18 protein-coding genes are annotated in these 21,007 nt (G+C 35.9%); 8 read left to right on the forward strand and 10 right to left on the reverse strand.

Going from position 1 to position 21,007, the window contains the following annotated elements:
• Positions 1-59 precede the first annotated feature (59 nt).
• Entirely contained in the window at positions 60-1,100 is a 1,041-nt protein-coding gene (locus CSC80_RS07800) for an aldo/keto reductase (protein ID WP_099190864.1), read from the forward strand.
• A 105-nt stretch (positions 1,101-1,205) separates the two neighbouring features.
• Here CSC80_RS07800 and radA read toward each other — a convergent pair whose 3' ends face one another.
• From radA to panC, 6 genes are all read right to left on the reverse strand, one after another.
• On the reverse strand, positions 1,206-2,567 hold the full coding sequence (radA, locus tag CSC80_RS07805; RefSeq protein WP_099190866.1) for a DNA repair protein RadA: 1,362 nt from the start codon (positions 2,565-2,567) through the stop codon (positions 1,206-1,208).
• A gap of 72 nt (positions 2,568-2,639) precedes the next feature.
• Positions 2,640-2,810, reverse strand: a complete 171-nt coding sequence (locus tag CSC80_RS19450) for a hypothetical protein (protein ID WP_157490896.1) — start codon at positions 2,808-2,810, stop codon at positions 2,640-2,642.
• Between the two features lie 48 nt (positions 2,811-2,858).
• Entirely contained in the window at positions 2,859-4,001 is a 1,143-nt protein-coding gene (locus tag CSC80_RS07810; RefSeq protein WP_099190868.1) for an alpha/beta hydrolase-fold protein, read from the reverse strand.
• A gap of 29 nt (positions 4,002-4,030) precedes the next feature.
• Entirely contained in the window at positions 4,031-4,996 is a 966-nt protein-coding gene (locus CSC80_RS07815; protein ID WP_099190870.1) for a lysylphosphatidylglycerol synthase transmembrane domain-containing protein, read from the reverse strand.
• Between the two features lie 3 nt (positions 4,997-4,999).
• Complete coding sequence (panD, locus tag CSC80_RS07820; protein ID WP_058104844.1) at positions 5,000-5,350, reverse strand: aspartate 1-decarboxylase; 351 nt, start codon at positions 5,348-5,350, stop codon at positions 5,000-5,002.
• An 8-nt stretch (positions 5,351-5,358) separates the two neighbouring features.
• Entirely contained in the window at positions 5,359-6,204 is an 846-nt protein-coding gene (gene panC / locus CSC80_RS07825) for a pantoate--beta-alanine ligase (RefSeq protein WP_099190872.1), read from the reverse strand.
• 102 nt (positions 6,205-6,306) lie between these two features.
• Here panC and CSC80_RS07830 point away from each other — a divergent pair, with 102 nt between their 5' ends.
• The 7 genes from CSC80_RS07830 (at position 6,307) to CSC80_RS07860 (ending at position 17,763) form a co-directional block, all read left to right on the forward strand.
• Positions 6,307-7,116, forward strand: a complete 810-nt coding sequence (locus tag CSC80_RS07830; protein WP_058104846.1) for a glycogen/starch synthase — start codon at positions 6,307-6,309, stop codon at positions 7,114-7,116.
• Positions 7,117-7,121: 5 nt separating this feature from the next.
• Complete coding sequence (locus CSC80_RS07835) at positions 7,122-9,041, forward strand: DUF4270 domain-containing protein (RefSeq protein WP_099190874.1); 1,920 nt, start codon at positions 7,122-7,124, stop codon at positions 9,039-9,041.
• 157 nt (positions 9,042-9,198) lie between these two features.
• Positions 9,199-11,043, forward strand: coding sequence for a glutamine--fructose-6-phosphate transaminase (isomerizing) (gene glmS / locus CSC80_RS07840; RefSeq protein ID WP_074670389.1), 1,845 nt, complete (start codon positions 9,199-9,201; stop codon positions 11,041-11,043).
• A gap of 256 nt (positions 11,044-11,299) precedes the next feature.
• Entirely contained in the window at positions 11,300-14,089 is a 2,790-nt protein-coding gene (locus CSC80_RS07845) for a TonB-dependent receptor (protein WP_074670387.1), read from the forward strand.
• An 18-nt stretch (positions 14,090-14,107) separates the two neighbouring features.
• Positions 14,108-15,742, forward strand: a complete 1,635-nt coding sequence (locus CSC80_RS07850) for a G-D-S-L family lipolytic protein (protein WP_099190876.1) — start codon at positions 14,108-14,110, stop codon at positions 15,740-15,742.
• A 169-nt stretch (positions 15,743-15,911) separates the two neighbouring features.
• Positions 15,912-17,420 carry a F0F1 ATP synthase subunit beta gene (gene atpD, locus CSC80_RS07855; protein WP_058104851.1) on the forward strand — a complete coding sequence of 503 codons (1,509 nt, stop codon included), beginning with the start codon at positions 15,912-15,914 and terminating at the stop codon, positions 17,418-17,420.
• 64 nt (positions 17,421-17,484) lie between these two features.
• On the forward strand, positions 17,485-17,763 hold the full coding sequence (locus tag CSC80_RS07860) for a F0F1 ATP synthase subunit epsilon (protein WP_099190878.1): 279 nt from the start codon (positions 17,485-17,487) through the stop codon (positions 17,761-17,763).
• A 54-nt stretch (positions 17,764-17,817) separates the two neighbouring features.
• On the opposite strand, the gene CSC80_RS07865 is transcribed toward CSC80_RS07860, so the two are convergent.
• The 4 genes from CSC80_RS07865 to CSC80_RS07880 form a co-directional block, all read right to left on the reverse strand.
• Positions 17,818-18,024, reverse strand: a complete 207-nt coding sequence (locus CSC80_RS07865; protein ID WP_058104853.1) for a helix-turn-helix transcriptional regulator — start codon at positions 18,022-18,024, stop codon at positions 17,818-17,820.
• A 2-nt stretch (positions 18,025-18,026) separates the two neighbouring features.
• Complete coding sequence (locus CSC80_RS07870; RefSeq protein ID WP_099190880.1) at positions 18,027-18,539, reverse strand: DUF2975 domain-containing protein; 513 nt, start codon at positions 18,537-18,539, stop codon at positions 18,027-18,029.
• A gap of 78 nt (positions 18,540-18,617) precedes the next feature.
• A complete protein-coding gene (locus CSC80_RS07875; RefSeq protein ID WP_099190882.1) occupies positions 18,618-19,151 on the reverse strand; it encodes a GNAT family N-acetyltransferase in 534 nt (177 codons plus the stop codon).
• Positions 19,152-20,951 (reverse strand): PDZ domain-containing protein, encoded by a 1,800-nt coding sequence (locus CSC80_RS07880; protein WP_099190884.1) that lies wholly within the window; start codon positions 20,949-20,951, stop codon positions 19,152-19,154.
• Between the last annotated feature and the right edge of the window lie 56 nt (positions 20,952-21,007).

Genomic DNA, 21,007 nt, shown 5'->3' on the forward strand with positions numbered 1-21,007 from the left:
CGTTCACCCTTAATATATTTAGTAGTTTTGTAATTCTCGAAAGCAATTAAAAGAGTTGGATGATCTATACCAAATTACCGCACACTGAAATTGAAGTAAGTAAAATTTGTTTAGGTACAATGACCTGGGGAAACCAGAATACCGAAGAAGAAGGTCATGAGCAAATAAATTATGCACTGGATAAGGGAATTAATTTTTTGGATACTGCAGAGTTGTATCCCGTACCTGCACATAAAGATAGATATGCCGATACCGAGAGGGTCATAGGTAATTGGTTCAAAAAAAATGGTAACAGAGAAGACATTGTACTTGCGTCTAAAATTGCCGGAAAAGCAGAAATGACAAAGTTCATTCGTACTACAGGATTTACCAGAGATGCCATAATTGAAGCTGTTGAAGGTAGTTTAACTAGATTGCAAACAGATTATATTGACCTATATCAATTACATTGGCCCGATAGAAATACCAATTACTTTGGGCAAAGGGGGTACAAACATGATATTTCTGACCATTGGGAAGATAATATTCATCAGGTTTTGGAGACTATGCGCGATTTAATTCGTGAGGGAAAAATCAAGCACGTAGGTTTGTCAAATGAAACGCCATGGGGAACCATGCGTTTTTTAGAAGAAAGTAAGGTACATGTTACTTTGCCAAGAACTATAACGGTACAAAACCCTTATAGTTTGTTGAACAGATTGTTTGAAGTGGGAATGTCGGAAATAGCTATGAGAGAGCAAGTTGGACTATTGGCGTACTCGCCAATGGGTTTCGGTGCTCTGAGTGGTAAATATTTGGGTGATAGAATGCCGGAAGGGTCAAGATTAAGCCTGTTTCCCCAGTACAATAGATATATTGGAGATACGGCTGTTGAGGCTACCAAAAAATATTATGGACTTGCTCAGGCCAACGGTTTAACTTTAGCGCAAATGGCATTGGCCTTTGTGAATACAAGACCATTTGTTACCAGTACAATTATAGGCGCAACAAATTTAAGGCAGCTAGAAGAAAATATTGGCAGTATAGACGTTACTCTTTCTGATGATGTGCTTAAAGAAATAGAAGCCATACATGGTTCAATTCCAAATCCGGCTCCATAATATGAACAATATAATATTCTTTAAAGTCGGCTTTGGGCAAATAGTGGTTATTGTTGCCGTTGTGATAATAATAATGGTCTTGGCTAGAATAATGAGAGATAAACGTTAACCAAATAAATTACCGGCAACTTCTTCAATTTTAGAAGCCAATAGAATTCTTATTTTGGTTGATTTAAGACCTATTTTATTATTTTTTGAAATAATAATTGTTTCATAGCCTAGTTTTTCTGCTTCAAGAATTCGTTGTTCAACTCTTTGTACAGGTCTAATTTCACCTGCAAGCCCAACTTCTGCAGCAAAACAAATGCCTTTGTCAATAGGTATGTCTTCATTGCTCGACAAAATTGCGGCGATAACTGCCAAATCAATAGCAGGGTCGTCTACGGATATGCCACCGGTAATATTTAAGAAAACATCTTTTGCACCTAGTTTGAAGCCAGCACGTTTTTCTAAAACGGCCAAGAGCATGTTTAGTCTTTTAACATTATAGCCCGTAGTTGAACGTTGAGGTGTTCCATAAACCGCGGTACTTACCAAAGCTTGAATTTCTATAAGCAGTGGCCGCATGCCTTCAACGGTAGCTGCAATGGCAGTACCACTTAAACCATCATCATTTTTGGATATTAAAACCTCTGACGGATTGTTGACTTCTCTTAGGCCACTACCTTGCATTTCGTAAATACCAAGTTCGGCTGTGGATCCAAATCTATTTTTTAGTGACCTTAGAATTCTGTAAACATAATTACGGTCGCCTTCAAATTGAAGAACGGTATCAACCATATGCTCTAAAATCTTTGGTCCGGCAATAGAACCGTCTTTTGTAATATGCCCAATTAAAATGATAGGTGTATTGGTCTCTTTGGCAAATTTTATAAGTTCCGCAGTGCATTCCCTAATTTGAGAAATGCTTCCAGCAGCAGATTCAATATAATCGGAGTGCAGCGTTTGTATAGAATCAATGACTACAATATCTGGTTCTGTAGCTTCAATTTGCTTAAATATATTTTGAGTTTTGGTTTCTGTAAGTATAAAACAGGTTTCACTGTTCGGGTGAATTCTGTCAGCACGCATTTTAATTTGTTTTTGGCTTTCTTCGCCTGAAACATATAACGTTTTATACGGTAGTTTTAAGGCAATTTGAAGCAGTAGTGTGCTCTTTCCTACACCAGGTTCCCCACCTAAGAGCACCAATGCTCCAGGTACTAATCCGCCACCAAGAACTCTATTGAATTCAAGATCAAAAGTATTTAAACGAACTTCTTTTTCAATACTAATTTCATTGACCAAAAGAGGTTTTGAAACTCTTTTTGAGCTTTGTGAAGGGGTTTTCCAACTAGATTTTTCTTCTTTTTGTACAACCTCTTCAACAACAGTGTTCCATTGTTTGCAAGCAGAACATTGCCCTACCCATTTTGCATATTGGGTGCCGCAATTTTGACAAAAAAAGGCAGTTTTTGTTTTGGCCATCTTTAGTATTTAAAAAGTGGCTAAAGGTAGCAAGAAGTTTGAGATGAGTAAATTCTTAAATCAAATTTAGAATCAATTTTTACTCGACCTTTCTTTTTTAAAAGCGCTAAAAGCTAGAAAAAATGATGCCCATGCCATGAAAAGGGCAATTCCGTTATACGCCAGATTAAATTCTCCTTTTAATCCAAAGTAAGTAAAGAGCACTCCGGAGAACACGAAGTACATTGCGTCAATTTTAATCATAATTAAGTAGGTTAGGCTAATTTGGGACTAGCCGTTTATTAATTCTGTTTAAAAACCAAAATCGGCTTTCAGTGCATCCATTTTCTCAAGGGCCATTTCTTTAGTTAAAAAATCTATTTCTTCCATTTGAAAAGATTTCTCAAATGTTCTTAATGCTTTCTTGGGTTCGCCCAGTTGTTCATAATACTCAGCCTCAAAATAAAAACCTAGCATAGTCTCTGGGTATTCTTTTTTACAAAGATCAGATAATGGTTTTAACGATTCAAAATCTTCTTTTTTTCTAGAAGCGGCATAAATTGCCATGATGTCATTTAATTCTACAGGTTTGCTAAAACCAAACATATCAACTATACCTTGGTATTTGTTTTCAAGATAATTGTAAACAGGCTCTTCACTGGTAAGAATTTGTGTTTTGTATTCTTTTGGACTTATGGGTTTAAACATGCCAAAAATATTGTCAAATGCTTTCCCTATACCGTAGGTAGCTACAGATATATGATCTGCGTTGGTGTATTCATCAAAGAAATAATGTAGAGACTCTTTGTCAATGGTTTTTATATCATTGTTCATGCCCAAAATTCTTTGCCTGTCATTACTCTCTTCCCCTTCAACGATCAATTGGTAAAAAATCTGATTGTCAAAAGTACCTAATCTCATAGGTAGCCTGCTTTCCATTTCTGGTGCTAGTGTTGGAGAAATACTAACATAACCGTCAAAAATAGAATTATCTTTAAATAACCAATAATTCATAAAATTTGCGGTGATATCATATCCTACTATCATTTTAAAGGGAGCGGTACTATAGTTAAGGTCTAGATAGGGTATTAGCTCCATGCCTATGAATTCGTAGAAGCTTTTGCCTTTTTCGGATGGTAGTCCGTTTTCAGGGTCAAAAGCGCAATCTTCATATCTTAGATCGTTTTTGCTTTGGTCAATACCTACAACAATACTTTGCGGCATACCATGAAATCTACTGTAAAATTTGGATGTTGCTACAACTTGTTCAAAAAGGTACTCGCCATCAAGTACAATGATTATAGGGTATTTTTTGGTTTCATCTAAATTTTCTGGAAAGTAGTAGTGTACATCTCTTCGCTCTTGCAGTTTAAAAGATTCAAAAATTTCTTGGGTCACTTGTGCATAAGAGGTGAAACCAAATAATAGTGCGAAAAAAAAGTATAGATAACGCATAAGGGGTAATTGATTAGATCTAAGTAAACTTACTTGCTTCTGTTCAATAACGGTAATAGAAGAAAAGATATTGCACCAAAAACAACTATCATTAAAGTCTGTGCGATCCAAATGATCCAACCAAAGGCATCTCCAGATACAGAACTTATTCCAAAGATGGCCAAAGCGCTACTTACGGCTATTGGATAAAGTCCTATACCACCGTTTGTTGTTGCCATTGCAAAGGCTCCAGCAACGAAGGCTACCAATAGTTGACTTAGTGACAGGGAAATGGTTTCTGGTACGGTAAATTTAATAATCCAAAGCATGCCGATATAACAGCCCCAAATAAAAAATGTATGCAGAATGAACAGCCATTTATTTTTCATTTTAAAAATGCTGAACACGCCATCAAGTAATCCTTTTACAAAGGTTTTAATTTTATTAGCTATGGCACTATTGGATTTTTTAATGAAAAATATAAACAGCAAAAACAGGGCTGCGCCTAGCAATGCCATAAGTATTAGGGTGGTTGCGTTAAAACCGCGTTCTTGTAGAAGTCCTAAAATGATATCTGTTTGTAGAAAAAATGCTATAGTAACTACCAAAAGCAGCATTATTACGTCTATAACCCTTTCTGTAACGATAGTGCCAAAGCCTTTTTCAAATGGAACATTTTCGTAAGTGGTCAATGCGGTTGCCCTTAAGATTTCTCCTGTTCTGGGTATACCAAGGTTGGCAAAATAAGAGGTAAGAATTATTAGAATATTGTTTAAAAGCTTGGGCTTATACCCTAAAGGTTCTAAAAGGTAATTCCATCTGATAGCTCTGGAAACATGACCAAGAATGCCCAATAATACCGAAAGGAATACATAAAGCGGATTGGCTTCTTTAATATAAAATAGAATTTCCTTTCTATTCTCAGGTGTAGTAGAATTATAAGAGTACCAAACCAAAAAAACTCCCATGGCAATTGGGAGTATAATTTTAAGATTTTTTTTCAGAGTGTCGGTCAACTTCTAAGTTAATAGGTTGTTTTCTTCATTAGGGAAAACTAAAGAAGGGTTAAATTTCTTTGCATCTTCAATATCCATCCAAGTATAGGAAATTAAAATTAAAACATCACCAACGGCGACTTTTCTTGCGGCGGCACCATTTAAGGTTATCTCACCGCTTTTTCTTGGACCGGGAATAATGTAGGTCTCTAATCTTTCACCATTATTGTTATTGACAATCTGAACCTTTTCACCACGAATAAAATTAGCGGCATCCATTAAATCTTCATCAATTGTAATACTGCCAACATAATTAAGATCGGCACCGGTAACTTTTACACGGTGTATTTTAGATTTAACTACTTCTACTTGCATAACTTCAATTAATTTAGGGCTATGTTATCTATTAACCTTACGTTCTCTACGTAAACGGCAATAAAGGCCCTGTATTTTAAATTATTTGTTTTTTCAATTATGGGTGTTAGGGTTTCGACATCGGTTATATCAAAATACTCAAGTTCAAAATCATTCGTTCTTTTAAACTCATTAACTACCCATTCTTTAATACTCAGTGCATTATCCGTGCCAAATTTGATTTTGGCAGCCTTTAAGGTTTCGTAAATGAATGCTGCTTTTAGTCGTGTTTTTTTGCTTAACCTTTCGTTTCTAGAACTCATGGCCAACCCATGATCTTCTCTAACAATTTCACAACCAATTATTTCAACCGGTATTTGTCTTATTTCGGTAAGTTTCTGTATAATACGTAGTTGTTGAAAATCCTTTTCTCCAAAGTACGCCCTAGTAGGGTGTACTACAATAAGCAATTCTTCTACAATGGTGCCTACACCGTTAAAATGATCATCTCTAAATTCCCCTTCCATGACTTTGTCCAAACCCTCAAAATCGTAAATTTTTGGAACAACGGTTTTAGGATATATTTCAGAGACTTCCGGCGTAAATACAATGATGTCTTCAGATATTTTGGAAATTAAATGTAAATCAGCATCTAAAGTCTTAGGGTACTTTTTTAAATCTTCTAAATTGTTGAACTGTGTAGGATTTACAAAAATACTGACTACGACTTTATCATTCTCTTCAACAGCTTTCCTTATTAAAGATGCATGCCCTTGATGTAGCGCTCCCATGGTAGGTACAAGACCTAAATTTAGGCTGCTGCCAAGTTTATTAAGTTTTTCCGTAAGTACTTTTTTCGTCTTTATTACCTGCATTGAAAATTGCATTAGCGAGCAAACTTACTATAATTACTGCTAATCTCTATATTTTTTGTAATTTTGCGGTTACGTTCCAGTGAAAAATAAAATATAACCTTTATGAATGGTAAAAAGATATTGTTTGTATCTTCTGAATTAGTTCCTTACTTACCCGAAAACGAAGTTTCCTTAATGTCTTATGAAGCACCTAGAATGGTCAACAGCAATGGTGGCCAGATTAGAATATTCATGCCTAGATATGGAAACATCAATGAAAGAAGACATCAGTTACATGAAGTAATTAGACTTTCTGGAATGAATTTGGTCATTAATGATATGGATATGCCATTGATCATTAAAGTGGCATCTATTCCAAAAGAAAGAATTCAGGTTTACTTTATTGATAACGAAGAGTACTTTAAGCGAAAAGCAACCTTTACGGATAAACAAGGAAACTTATTTCCGGATAACGACCAACGTGCAATATTTTTTGCAAAAGGTGTTATGGAAACCGTGAAAAAATTGAATTGGTCACCAGATATTATACATGTTCACGGTTGGATGGCGAGTTTATTGCCGTTGTACTTGAAAAAGTATTATGCTGATGAGCCACTTTTTGCTGACAGTAAAATTGTATTGTCGGTATACGGTAAAACTTTTGAAGGTGCCTTGGATAAGGATATGATCAAAAGAATTTCTTTTGATGGTATACCTGAAGAGGAAATTGCTTCATTAGGTGAACCTACCTATAATAATTTGTTAAAGGTGGCTGTTGATTACTCCGATGCTGTTATTTTAGCTTCGGAAGATATTCCAGATGAATTGGAAAGCCACATTACCAACCAAGAAAAACCAGTGTTGCCATATGTCCCTGTTCAAGAATTTGAAGAGGCTTATGCAAATTTTTATAACACCGAAGTTTTAAAATAATCTGAATGAATTTTATTGCTAAGTCCGCTTTCCCTAAGTTTTTGGGATTGTTTTTGATATTGGGTCTATTGGTGTCTTGCGAGCAAGATTTAACTACTATAGGCTCTGGAGTAGTTGGTAATGAGCCATTTGCTACGGGTATAGAGGTTTATGATGTTTTTGCTTATAATAAAAATATAGAAGCGGTACAGACCAATAAATTAGCAGTTTATCAATTGGGTACGTATAACGATCCGGTTTATGGTAGAACAGAAGCTTCTGTAACATCGCAAATATTTCTTAGCACGGCGAATCCTTCCTTCGGTAGTTTTTCCCAAGATAAAGAGGATAGGGCAGGTACTACAGATGAAGCTATAACTACGGTTCAGGAAAATGAGACCGTTGAAGAAGTTTATTTATATATACCATTTTTAACAAATTCATTGGATACTGATGGAGATGGTGTTGCCGATGAGTATGATGCCGAACCAGAAAATAGTGATAATGATAATGATGGTGATGGGGTTTCAAATATAATAGAAACTGCATCGAATACAGATCCCTTAGATGACACAAGTGTAGATGCTGATCGAGATGGTCTTAATGATCCGGATGGCGCCACTATATTTGCCGACAATTTTGCGGAAAAGGTAGAATTGGATAGTATTTATATTAACGGAGTAAATTATGATGATGTAGCAAAGTCTCCATTGCCAAAATTTAATCTAAAGGTAGAGCGTTCAACCTTTTTTTTAAGAGATTTAGATCCAAATGCCAGTTTTCAGGAAGCGCAACAGTATTATTCAAATCAGGTGTTTTCACCGGATTTTGTTACAGGCGATCCTTTATTCCAGGGGGATGTAGAAATTATTGATGAGGAGATTTTAATTCGGAATGAAGATGATGAATCTACTGAAGATGTGGATGAGTCACAAACTTTTACAAAGTTGCCACCAGGAATAAGGGTAGCATTGGACAATGATTTTTTTCAGGAGAATATTTTGGATAAGGAGGGTAGTTCAGAATTGATCAGTCAATCAAATTTTACTGAATTTATTCGTGGGCTTCATTTTTCAATTGTAGATAGTGATGGTAATGATGTTCTTTTTATGTTCGATTTAAGAAGCTCAAATATTACTATGACGTATAGTTATACAAACTATGATACCAATGGTACAACTGATGATACAAGTGATGATAACCCAAATAATATTTTAGAAAGAGATTTTACTTTTTCATTTTTAACACAGAATACATCAACAGGTGTTATCTCTGGAAATGCGGTAAACACCATAATTACAGAAAATTATGGTCCTCAAATAATAGAGAGTTTAGATACCGGTGAAAATGCATCAAGAATATATTTAAAAGGAGGTCCCGGTACTTATGCTGAAATTAATTTATTTGAAGAGGATGGTGGTGAAAATATTTTAGAGCAAATTAGAAGTGAGAATTGGGTGATAAATGAAGCAAATTTGGTTTTTTATATTGATAGAGATCAATTAGATGCTGTGGGTAGTACTTTAGAGCCTCCAAGACTTTATCTCTACAATGCCGAAAATAAATTCCCCTTAATTGATACGTCAAGTGATCAGGCTTTAGCTGTAGCTGGTACTCCAAATTTATTTAGTTTTTACCCAAATTATGATGGAGTAATTCAAAAAACGAACGGGAAAGGGGTGCTTTATTCTGTGAAAATTACCGATCATATCAATGATATGGTAGTGAGAGATTCAACAAATGCTACACTTGGTTTAACACTGTCAACCAATATTCAGAATTGGAATATATCTGATGCAAAGGTTGCCAATGGTGAAGAAGAATTACCTATTACTTCTACGGTTACACCTTTGGGTACAATTTTGTATGGCGGTAATTTAGAGACTACCGATCCAAATTTTGATAAGCGTTTAAAATTAGAAATCATTTACACCAAGGCAAATTAATACGTTGTTCTAGTTATTTTTGTCATTATTTTGGATGTTGACATACCACTTATACATAATTTACGTTGTCTACACTAAATGGTTTAAGTCTATTGGCGCAATTATTTAATTTTGTAGCCTTAGGATTTGAACTCAAAATACTCAAATTAAAATTAATATGTGCGGAATTGTTGGTTACATAGGACATAGGGAAGCGTTTCCTATAATAATAAAAGGACTTCAGAGATTAGAATATCGTGGCTATGATAGTGCTGGTATTGCATTATATGATGGTAGTCAAATTAACCTTTCGAAAACGAAAGGTAAAGTAGAAGATTTAAAGAATAAGGCAAAAGAAATTTCTCAAGCTGGAAAAATAGGTATAGGTCATACACGTTGGGCAACACATGGTGTTCCTAATGATGTAAATTCGCACCCGCATTATTCCAATTCCGGAGATTTGGTCATCATACATAATGGTATCATAGAAAATTATGAGGCTATTAAACAAGAGTTGACCAAACGTGGGTATACCTTTCAATCGGATACTGATACTGAGGTACTTGTTAATTTAATAGAGGAGGTTAAAAAAACCGAAGATGTTAAATTAGGAAAAGCTGTACAAATAGCACTTAATCAAGTAGTGGGAGCATATGCTATTGCTGTATTTGATAAAAGAAAACCAGACGAAATAGTTGTAGCTAAATTGGGAAGTCCATTAGCAATAGGTATTGGTGAAGATGAATTTTTTATTGCTTCAGATGCTTCACCATTTATAGAATTTACTAATAATGCTGTTTATCTTGAAGATGAGGAAATGGCTATTATTAGACTTGGGAAAGAAATAAAACTTAGAAAAATTAAGGATGATGCCGTTGCCTATCCTAGAATTTTAGAACTTCAAATGAATCTCGAAGAAATAGAGAAAGGTGGTTATGATCACTTTATGCTAAAAGAGATTTATGAGCAGCCAAGAGCTATAAAGGATACATACAGAGGGCGTTTGTTAGCAGACCAAGGTCTGATTAGAATGGCGGGAATTGATCTTAATATGGAAAAATTCTTAAATGCTAATAGAATTATAATAGTTGCGTGTGGTACTTCTTGGCATGCTGGTTTAGTGGCGGAATATATATTTGAGGATTTAGCAAGAATTCCTGTTGAAGTGGAATATGCTTCAGAATTTAGGTATAGAAATCCGGTAATTACCGATAAGGATGTTCTAATTGCAATTTCACAATCTGGAGAAACTGCAGATACCCTAGCGGCCATTAAATTGGCGAAGGAACGTGGTGCTTTTGTATTCGGTGTATGTAATGTAGTAGGGTCCTCTATCGCAAGAGAGACAGATGCTGGTGCTTATACTCATGCCGGACCAGAGATAGGAGTTGCTTCTACCAAGGCTTTTACCACTCAAATTACGGTATTGACACTCATGGCCCTAAAGTTGGCAAAGGCTAAAGGCGTTTTTTCGGAGTCTAAATACCACGAATATTTAACTGAGTTGGAAACAATTCCTACAAAGGTTGAAAAATCCTTGGAATCAAATACATTGATCGAAATAATATCCGATGTTTATAAAGACTCAACTAATTGTCTTTATTTAGGAAGGGGATATAACTTTCCAGTGGCTTTAGAAGGTGCGTTAAAATTAAAGGAAATCAGTTACATTCATGCGGAGGGTTATCCAGCAGCTGAAATGAAACATGGTCCAATAGCCTTAATAGATGAGCATATGCCAGTTTTTGTAATTGCGACCAAAAAAGGTCACTATGAAAAGGTGGTTAGTAATATCCAGGAAATAAAATCTAGAAAAGGTAAAATAATAGCTATTGTTACTGAAGGTGACGAGCAGGTAAAAGAGTTGGCGGATCATGTAATTGAAGTGCCAGAAACTTTAGAGAGCTTAACACCATTATTGACTACGATACCTTTGCAATTGCTTTCGTATCATATTGCAGTAATGAGAGGTTGTAATGTTGATCAACCAAGAAACCTTGCCAAATCTGTAACGGTGGAATAAAAGAGAATTATAATAATTTAAAAAAGGGGTGTGATTGCGATCACACCCCTTTTTTTGTTCAGTCAAATAGTAAATTTGGTAGATTAAGTTGATTTTTAGTTGATTGCAAAAGAAAAGTTAATTGCGTTTTTACTAGTAAAACAGCTATATAATTATTAAAATAATACTATGCATGCATAATTTTTTTCAAATTACTATTATTGGTATAAAATAATCTGTATCTTAACCCACAACTAATTTTAAACTATAATTAAGAATGAGAGCAATACTACTTTTAGCATTGATGATTATGGGAACCTTTACGTATTCCCAAACCAATATCAGTGGTAATGTTGTTGACCAGGACAACGTGCCTATCCCCGGGGCCAATATTGTTATTGTTGGCAAAACCATTGGGACTGTAACAGATTTTGATGGTAATTTTAATTTGGCTACATCAGAAGTGCCACCTTTCAAAATAGAAATATCAAGTATTGGTTATACGAGTAGTACAGAAGATATTACTAGTGCGAACCAAACTATTACCGTTGTTTTAAATGAATCTCAAACCTTTTTGGATGAGGTAGTCATATCTGCTTCAAGGACTCCTGAGCGTATTTTTGAATCTCCGGTAACCGTTGAGAGAATTGGTATTTCGGAAATAAAGAATACCACGGCTGCCGATTTTTATGGTGGTCTTGAAAATCTTAAAGGTGTAGACGTTAACACAAACAGTTTAACATTTAAATCGGTTAACACCAGGGGTTTCGCATCTTTTGCCAATACACGTTTTATGCAACTTGTAGATGGTATGGACAACTCTACACCTGCATTGAATTTCCCTATTGGTAATTTAGTTGGTCTTATAGAGCCAGATGTGTTAAGTGTTGAATTGTTGCCTGGGGCATCATCTGCACTATATGGGGCGAATGCATTTAATGGAATTTTGTTTATGCGAAGTAAAAGCCCTTTTGACTATGAAGGTATCAGTGTATCTATTAAACAAGGTATTACTTCTCAACAGGCTTCTGGAGATAATTCTTATACTGATTTTGGTATTAGGGCTGCACATAAGTTCAGCGATAAGTTTGCGGCTAAGGTTAATTTTGGTTACTTAAAAGGTACGGACTGGGCTGCCAATAATACAGATGATAGAAACACAGTTGGTGGTACGCGTGATAACCTAAACTATGACGGTATTAACGTTTATGGTGATGAGGTTGCTACCAATATTAAAGAGGTTGCACTTACGCTTGAGGGCTTAGGTGTTTTGCCTTCTGGGGCAAATGCTTTGGTGCCTTCTGAAATTGTTAGTAGAACCGGGTATAATGAAAGTGATCTTACCAATTACAATGCAGAAAGTATTAAAGCGGATTGGGGCTTGTATTATAGACCCATTGAAGATAATAGTTTAGAAATTTCTTATGTAGGTAAAGTGGGTACAGGTAATACTATTTATCAAGGTACTAATAGATATAATATTGCTGGTTTCTTTCAAGAACAACATAAATTGGAAATCAAAAATGATAACTTTTTTGTAAGGGGTTATGTAGTTGGTGATAAAGCTGGTGATTCTTATGATATGGTTTTTACCGGAATTAATATTAACAGAGCATGGAAAGATGATAATACATGGTTTGGTGAATATACGGGTGCATATGTACAGGCAACATTGGCAGGTGCTACTGATCAGCAGGCACATGCTGCTGCAAGGGCACAAGCTGAATCTGGTAGACTATTGCCAGGTACGCCAGAGTTCGAAGCTGCATTTAATAGGGTAATAAAGGATCCGGATTTAAGTGTAGGGTCACAATTCTATGATCAATCTAAATACTACCATGCTGACGCTAATTATAACTTTAGTCATTTAATTGATTGGGCGGAAATACAAGTTGGTGGTTCTTTTAGAGAATATAGTTTAAATTCTTTAGGTACTATTTATACAGATTCAGAGGAAGACGGACCTATTGATTATTCAGAATTCGGAATTTATTCACAGGTTCAAAAGACTTTGCCTATGGCAGGAGAAAAAAGTTTAAAACTAACGGGGTCTATCAGGTATGATAAATCTGAGTTTTTTGATGGTTTTTATTCTCCAAGATTGTCTGCAGGTTATACATTGAACAGAAATCATAATATAAGAGCGTCTGCTCAAACAGGATTTAGAAATCCTACTACTCAGGATCTGTTTATTGGTTTGGATGCCGGTAGAGCAATTTTAGTTGGTTCTGCACCTGATAATTTAGAGCAATATTCAAGAGATTTTGATGTTAGTGCAACAGGTCAGTTGTTAGGTCAACCTTCGTCGGTTACACAAACTGGTGCAGCTGCATATAATAATTCTTACTCCGCAGCTTCTGCCACGGCTTTGGCTGAGACAGGTGACCCTTCGGTTCTTGAAGTTGCAAATCCAGATTTAGTGAAGCCAGAAAAAGTAACTTCTTTTGAAATCGGGTATAGAGGTAAGGTCGATAAATTAGTTATTGATTTTAGTACCTACTATAACAGCTATCAAGATTTCATCTCTCAAGAGGTAGTTGTTGCTCCTTACTATGGAGAAGTTGGTGATGGCGGACTTTCAGTTGCGGCAATAGCTAATGGAGATTTCCAGGCATATAGTACATACACCAATACTGATGCTAATGTTAATTCTTATGGAGCATCTATTGGTCTTGATGTTAAGGTGTTGGGTAATTTTGATTTAGGTGGTAGTTATACATTTACAAAACTGGATTTTGATCGTGAAGCCAATCCAGATGTAATGCTGAACTTCAATACTCCAGAGCACAAGTTCAAAGCTTCTTTTGGTAATAAGGAACTTTTTGAAAATTTCGGGTTTAATGTGTCCTATAGGTTTAGCGATGATTATTTCTGGGAAGCTACTTTTGGAAATGGTGTAATCCCTGAATTTCATGTAGTTGATGCGCAAATTAACTATGAAGTTCCAAGTATAAAATCTTCTTTCAAATTAGGGGGTACAAACCTAACGGGTAAAGAATATAACACTGCGTTCGGTACGGGTCTTATTGGGTCTATGTACTATGTTTCTTGGACAATTAACAACTAATTAAAATCAAAAGTTGAAATGAAAAACTTAAAATATTTATATATTTCTTTAGGTGTCTTGGCTTTTACGGCTTGTAACGACCCAGAAGATGTTGATTTAGAACCAGAGGTCATTGTAGAGGAATTGCCTGCGTTAACTGCTGGTTCTGCAGATTTCTCTAATTATGTTTCATTAGGTAACTCTTTAACGGCAGGTTTTACAGATGGAGCTTTATTTCAAGCTAGTCAGACATTGTCTATGCCCAATCTGTTATCGCAAAAATTTAGCCTTGCAGGTGGAGGTAGTTTTAGTCAACCTTTAACCAATGATAATATTGGTGGTCTTGCACTTGCGGGTACTAGAATACAAGATCCTAGACTAGTATTTGGTGGAGCGGGTCCCGTTTCTTTAGAATCTTTAATTGGGGATGTAACCGTTACCACGGATATTGCTTTAAATAACCCAACAGGACCTTTTAATAACCTAGGGGTGCCTGGTGCAAAAAGTTTTCATTTGTTAGCACCGGGATATGGTAATATAGCTAACGTACAATTAGGTCTTGCTAATCCTTATTTTGTAAGAATGACCGGCGCCACGCCAGATATTAGCGTTTTAGAAATGGCAGTTGGTCAGTCCCCTAGTTTTTTCTCTTTATGGATAGGTAATAATGATGTATTAGGATATGCCACTACAGGAGGTGACGGAACAGATCCTATTACACCTATTTCCGGTGCGCCAGGTCAAGGTTTTGATGGTAGTTATGGAGCTTTGATCGCAACGTTAACTGCAGGTGGTGCTCAAGGGGTCGTTGCCAACATTCCTAATGTTACAGATGTGCCTCATTTTACAACAGTGCCACATAACCCATTAGATCCTACCAATCCAGATTTTGGAGATCAAATTGCTACTTTAAATGGCATTTTTGGGCAATTGAATCAAGTGTATGCTTTCTTGGGTGTGCCAGAGCGCTCCATAGAATTTTCCACAACCGCGGCAAGTGAAGTCGTAATAAGAGATGAAACTTTGACCGATTTGTCAGCTCAAATAGCTGGTGTACTTAGTGCAAGTCCTACATTTCCGGCTTTTGTACAATCTTTTGGACTGCCGGTAGAAGCTGCGCCTTTAGTGGCGGGGTTATTGGGTAGTACTTATGGGCAAACCAGAGAAGCAACTGCAGATGATTTGTTCGTATTACCAAGCTCTTCTATTATAGGAACGATAAATACAGAATCCGTTGCTGCTCTTATGGCTGCAGGTTTACCACAGACATTGGCAGGTCAGTTTTCAGTGGAAGGTATTTCATTGCCTTTAGAAGATAAATGGGTGTTGATTCCTAGTGAGCAAGAAGAAATTGCCGTGGCTACAGCGGCTTTCAATCAAATTATAGAAGCTACGGCTAATCAAGCAGGTTTAGCTCTGGTTGATGCAAATGGACTATTGAACCAATTGGCGAATGGAGGTATAACAAGTGGTGATTTTACATTAACCTCAAATTTGGTAACTGGTAGCGCATTCTCTTTAGATGGTATACATCCAACTGCAAGAGGATATGCATTGTTGGCTAATGAATTCATGAAGGCAATAGATGCAACGTATGGTTCTAATTTTGAAGAATCCGGTAATTTGTTGAACGTAGGGGATTATCCTACGAATTACCCGGCAACACTACAATAATTGTGTGTAAAATATGAATTTAGGAAAGGTGCTTTTAGGGCACCTTTTTACTTTTGTAAAAAAGAAAAAAAACAGTTTTTCTTTAAAATTGAAAACTATATCTTTGCAGCCTGAAAATGAGAGCATATTTTTCAGGTTTTATTAAACGTAATATATAAACATATAAGTAATGTCAAAAGTTACAGGTAAAGTTTCGCAAATCATTGGCCCCGTAGTTGATGTAGAATTTCAATCAGGTGCAGATCTTCCTAAAATCTATGATTCTTTGGAAATTGTCAATAAGGACAAATCAAAATTGGTTTTGGAAGTTCAATCTCATGTTGGCGAGAATACGGTAAGAACTATTTCTATGGATTCTACCGATGGTCTTAGTAGAGGGGTTGAAGTAGTGGCTACAGGTAGTGCGATTCAAATGCCGGTAGGTGATGACGTATATGGTCGTTTGTTCAATGTAATCGGAGATGCTATCGATGGTCTTGGTAATTTGCCTAAAGCAGGTGAAGCCGGACTTCCAATACATAGAGAAGCTCCAAAATTCGAAGATCTTTCTACATCTACGGAAGTTTTGTTCACTGGTATTAAGGTTATCGATTTGATCGAACCTTATGCAAAAGGTGGTAAAATTGGATTATTTGGCGGTGCCGGAGTAGGTAAAACGGTATTGATCCAAGAATTGATCAACAACATTGCTAAAGGTCATGGTGGTCTTTCGGTATTCGCAGGAGTAGGAGAAAGAACTCGTGAAGGAAATGATTTGCTTCGTGAGATGTTGGAATCTGGTATTATTAAGTATGGTGATGATTTCATGCACTCTATGGAAGATGGTGGATGGGATTTGACGAAAGTTGATAAAGAAGCTATGAAAGGTTCAAAAGCGACATTCGTTTTTGGTCAAATGAACGAGCCACCTGGAGCACGTGCTAGAGTTGCACTTTCAGGGTTGACAATTGCTGAATATTTCCGTGATGGAGCAGGTGATGGTCAAGGGAAAGATGTACTTTTCTTCGTAGATAACATTTTCCGTTTTACGCAAGCAGGTTCTGAGGTATCGGCGTTATTAGGTCGTATGCCATCTGCGGTAGGTTACCAACCTACGTTGGCTACGGAAATGGGTGCTATGCAAGAGCGTATTACGTCAACTAAAAGAGGTTCTATTACTTCGGTACAAGCGGTTTACGTACCTGCGGATGATTTAACGGATCCAGCACCGGCAACAACTTTTGCTCACTTAGATGCAACAACTGTATTGTCACGTAAAATTGCCGAGCTTGGTATTTACCCTGCGGTAGATCCTTTAGATTCGACTTCAAGAATTCTTACAGCTGAAATTTTAGGGAAAGAGCATTACGCATGTGCGCAAAGAGTAAAAGAGCTTTTACAGCGTTATAAAGAACTACAGGATATTATCGCCATTTTAGGTATGGAAGAATTATCTGAAGAAGATAAGTCTGCGGTAGGTAGAGCAAGACGTGTACAACGTTTCTTATCTCAACCATTCCACGTAGCAGAGCAGTTTACAGGTATACCGGGTGTTTTAGTTGATATCAAAGAGACTATCAAAGGATTTAATATGATTATGGATGGTGAATTAGATCACTTGCCAGAATCAGCTTTTAACCTTAAAGGTACTATCGAAGAAGCGATTGAGGCTGGTGAAAAAATGTTGACCGAAGCGTAATTAAGTTCAGAGTTTAGAGTTCAGAATTGAAACTCATAGCTCATAACTCATAAGTAAAAGAGATATGTATTTAGAAATTGTATCACCAGAAGCAACCTTATTTGCTGGCGAAGTAACATCAGTTACAGTACCTGGTATAAATGGTGAGTTTCAGATGTTAAAAGATCACGCTCCAATTGTTTCTTTATTACAAGAGGGAAAGGTGAAAGTTGCGGGCAATATAACTCTGGATAAAGAGTATGCGTCTAAGTTCACTAAAGATCCTGCCGGGAATACGGTCTTAGAAATTTCTAGTGGTACTATTGAACTTAAGAATAATAAAGTAATTGTACTAGCGGATTAATTAGTACATTTTATTATAAATTATAAAGGCTACACTTAAAAGTGTAGCCTTTTTTTATTCCTTTTCGTAAGCAAGAATATCGGCAGGTTGGCAGTCTAATGCCTTACAAATAGCATCCAGTGTAGAAAAGCGTATGGCTTTTGCTTTACCTGATTTAAGTATGGATAGGTTAGCTTCGGTAATACCAATCATTTCAGCCAGTTCTTTGCTTTTTAAATTACGGTCTGTTAATACGGTATTTAAGTTAACGACGATACTCATAGTTATATGGTTAGGTCGTTTTCTGATTGTACGGTATACCCTTTCTGAAATACATAGGTTAAAAACAGGGAAATCATTCCAAATATAATCAGGAGAATAAGATTGTGGATATTGCCAAAGTTATTATGATGCATTATTGGAAATTGAATAAGAAAGTATAAAATAGGACCAATTATTAAATTTAAAATGGTTAAGAATTTTAGATTTTGAATAATGCCTTTGTTAAATATGATCCTCTTTTCCAATGCTTTAAATATGTTAGAAAGCAGGTAAAGAAGTAAAATACCAAAAATTAAAGTTAGGGAAATGGTTAGGATGTCGCTAAACTGATAATCACCTTGTATAGAGCTTCCTATTAAGGGAACTTTCATATCAAATCTACCGTCTTTAATTGTAAATCTATCGGTAATAAAAGCAAATTCCATATAGGTTAGAAAAGCTAAGAGTACAATTGAAATACTTCTAAAAATGTAATAGAAGAAGGTGGAAAGTGATTTTGGACCGAATATTTTCATACTTATAAAAGTATTGTTTAACGATAACAAATATATAAAAATTATCGAAAAACAATAATAAAAATAAAATTTATTGGATTATGATGTCTTCAAAGAAATCAATTCCCAGTCTTGACCTAAAGAATGATAAGTGCAAATTTTCTCAAAACCAACGTTGTAATGTGCACCTAATGACCTGCTGTTTGTAGCATCAACTTCGGTAATTATGGCATCATATTTTGGGTAAGAAGCTTTTTTCATGGCGTTATAGAGTTCACGGAAAATACCCATTTTTCTATGGGTCTTGGCAACACAGATTTGCCCCATGGTAATAAAATTTTGAATGTTTACATTTTCTAGTTCAGTAAACATTGGTCTTAAAACTGAAATTTCATCTTTAAAATCATCAGTCATTGAAAGTGCGTAACCTACTACTTTATCACCATCTTTTGCGATAATATGGGGGCAGGCGTTGTTCATTCTAGTTAGCACATCTAAATTGTGATGTACGGTTACAAATCCTTCTTGTTGCATTTCTAGATCGGAAACAGCTGATTTTAAGTTCATCTGTTGTAAAGAAAGAATTTGTATTAATTCTTCTTTGGTTGTGGCGGTGGTATATATTAAGCTCATTTATTCAACTTTTAGCCAAGCTTGGCGGGCTTTTAATACTTTTTTAGAAGGAGCTTTGTCATTTTTCTCCACTAAGTTGATGGCATAGTTTGGTTCAGAGGTTAAAATGACCTCAGTTTTTCTTTCCATACCATCTCTTAAAAAAGTTATTGAAAGAGTGTCTTCTGGTTTGAATCCTTCATTGATAAACGTATTAAATTGAATTCCATTAGGGAATGATTCTCCATTTATTGAAGTAATGATATCGTCTTTATCTAATCCGGCAAGGTAAGCCGGACTCCCAATTTTGGTATTGCTTCCAATTTTACCGTTTATATCATCTGTTATAGATACAGCGGCACCAAAATAGGCTATTTCTGCATTTTGAGACATACTTATGCCAACTGTTTTAAATAGTTCGTTATACTGCGGCATTTCGCTTTTATAAACAAAACTATTAAAGAAGTTATTACCGAATGTTTTACCAGCGTACGTGTTCAATAGTTCGTTCAAATTTTCAATGGTATAAGGTTTTTCGGTTTTACCGTAGGTTGACCAAGCCAGCTTCATAAAATCATCTAAATTAAGACCTTCAGTGCGCAGTTGTAAGTCTAAAGCTAACCCAAGAACACTGCCGTAAGAGTAATATGAAATAAAGGTATTTTCTCTATTAACTGGGTCTACGGAAGTTGCCGCATCTACAAAAGGAGCTTGGTAACTCATTTCTATAGGGTTATAGAATTGTCTTGCAGGTGAATTCCATACATAGTTAAAAGTACCTGTTAATCCTTCTACATATTTTTCAGGTGTAATTAAACCTGCCCTGCATAAAATAAGGTTGGTATAATAACTTGTAAAGCCCTCTGCAAACCATAATTCACCACTCATGTTTGCTTCTTCAAAATTAAACGGTTCCAAAGATTTTGGTCTAATACGTTCCACATTCCAGCTATGAAAAAACTCATGTGAAACGGTCCCTATATTTCTATCCATACCACCATTTGATAATGTTCTGGTGCTGGTCAAAATTGTAGAATTTCTATGCTCCATGCCATCACCGGAAGCATTTGGTACATAGCAAGCAATAAAAGTATAAGAACCATAATCAAATGCGGGTAGCTCTCCGAATATTTCTTTTTCGGCAAGAACCACTTTTTTTACTTTCTCAAAATATGTGGATGCTTCTTCTTCGGTACATGGATCATGTAACGCTAATTTTATGGTTTGCCCGTCTACATTGAATTCCCTTAGTTTGTGATTGCTTAATTCGGTTGGGCTATCCATAAAATATTGCAGATTTGGAGCGCTATAGGTGTTGTTTTTTATTAAAGGTAATTGTGTAGCTATCTTCCAATTTAAATCATCTCTGGTTTTAAAATCTACAGTGATTTTTCTTGTGCTTAGGGATGGGGCGTACATAAAGGTTGCCGGTATATTCAAATGGGCGTGTGTATCATCAATTTGAGAATACGTTCCGTCCGCTCTATTGGCATAAAGTGTATAGGTGATTTTTACAGTGCCATCATGTTTAGGAACAAGCCATTCATATGGGTTGTTTTTTGAAATGGGTAGTGCATCGCCCTTACTGTCAAATGCCTTTAAGTTATATACGTTTTTAGCGAATTCATGAAGTGCATACCTACCTGGTGATGTGCGGCTCATCCTAAGTGATAAAGTGTCTTCAACTATTTCGTTGAAGGTTGCTGAAATATCGGCTTCGTGATGTACCGCATTATCAAATGATATTACATAGGTACTAGATTGTGCGGTAATACTTGAAATATGTAATCCTAAAAAAAGTAAAAGGGTGAGATAGCGCATATCTTAGATTTTTAGCTAAGATAATGAAGCTGGTAAATGAATGTTGGAAAAATGGA

The sequence above is a fragment of the Maribacter sp. 6B07 genome, assembly GCF_002700155.1.
GTDB lineage: Bacteria > Bacteroidota > Bacteroidia > Flavobacteriales > Flavobacteriaceae > Maribacter > Maribacter dokdonensis.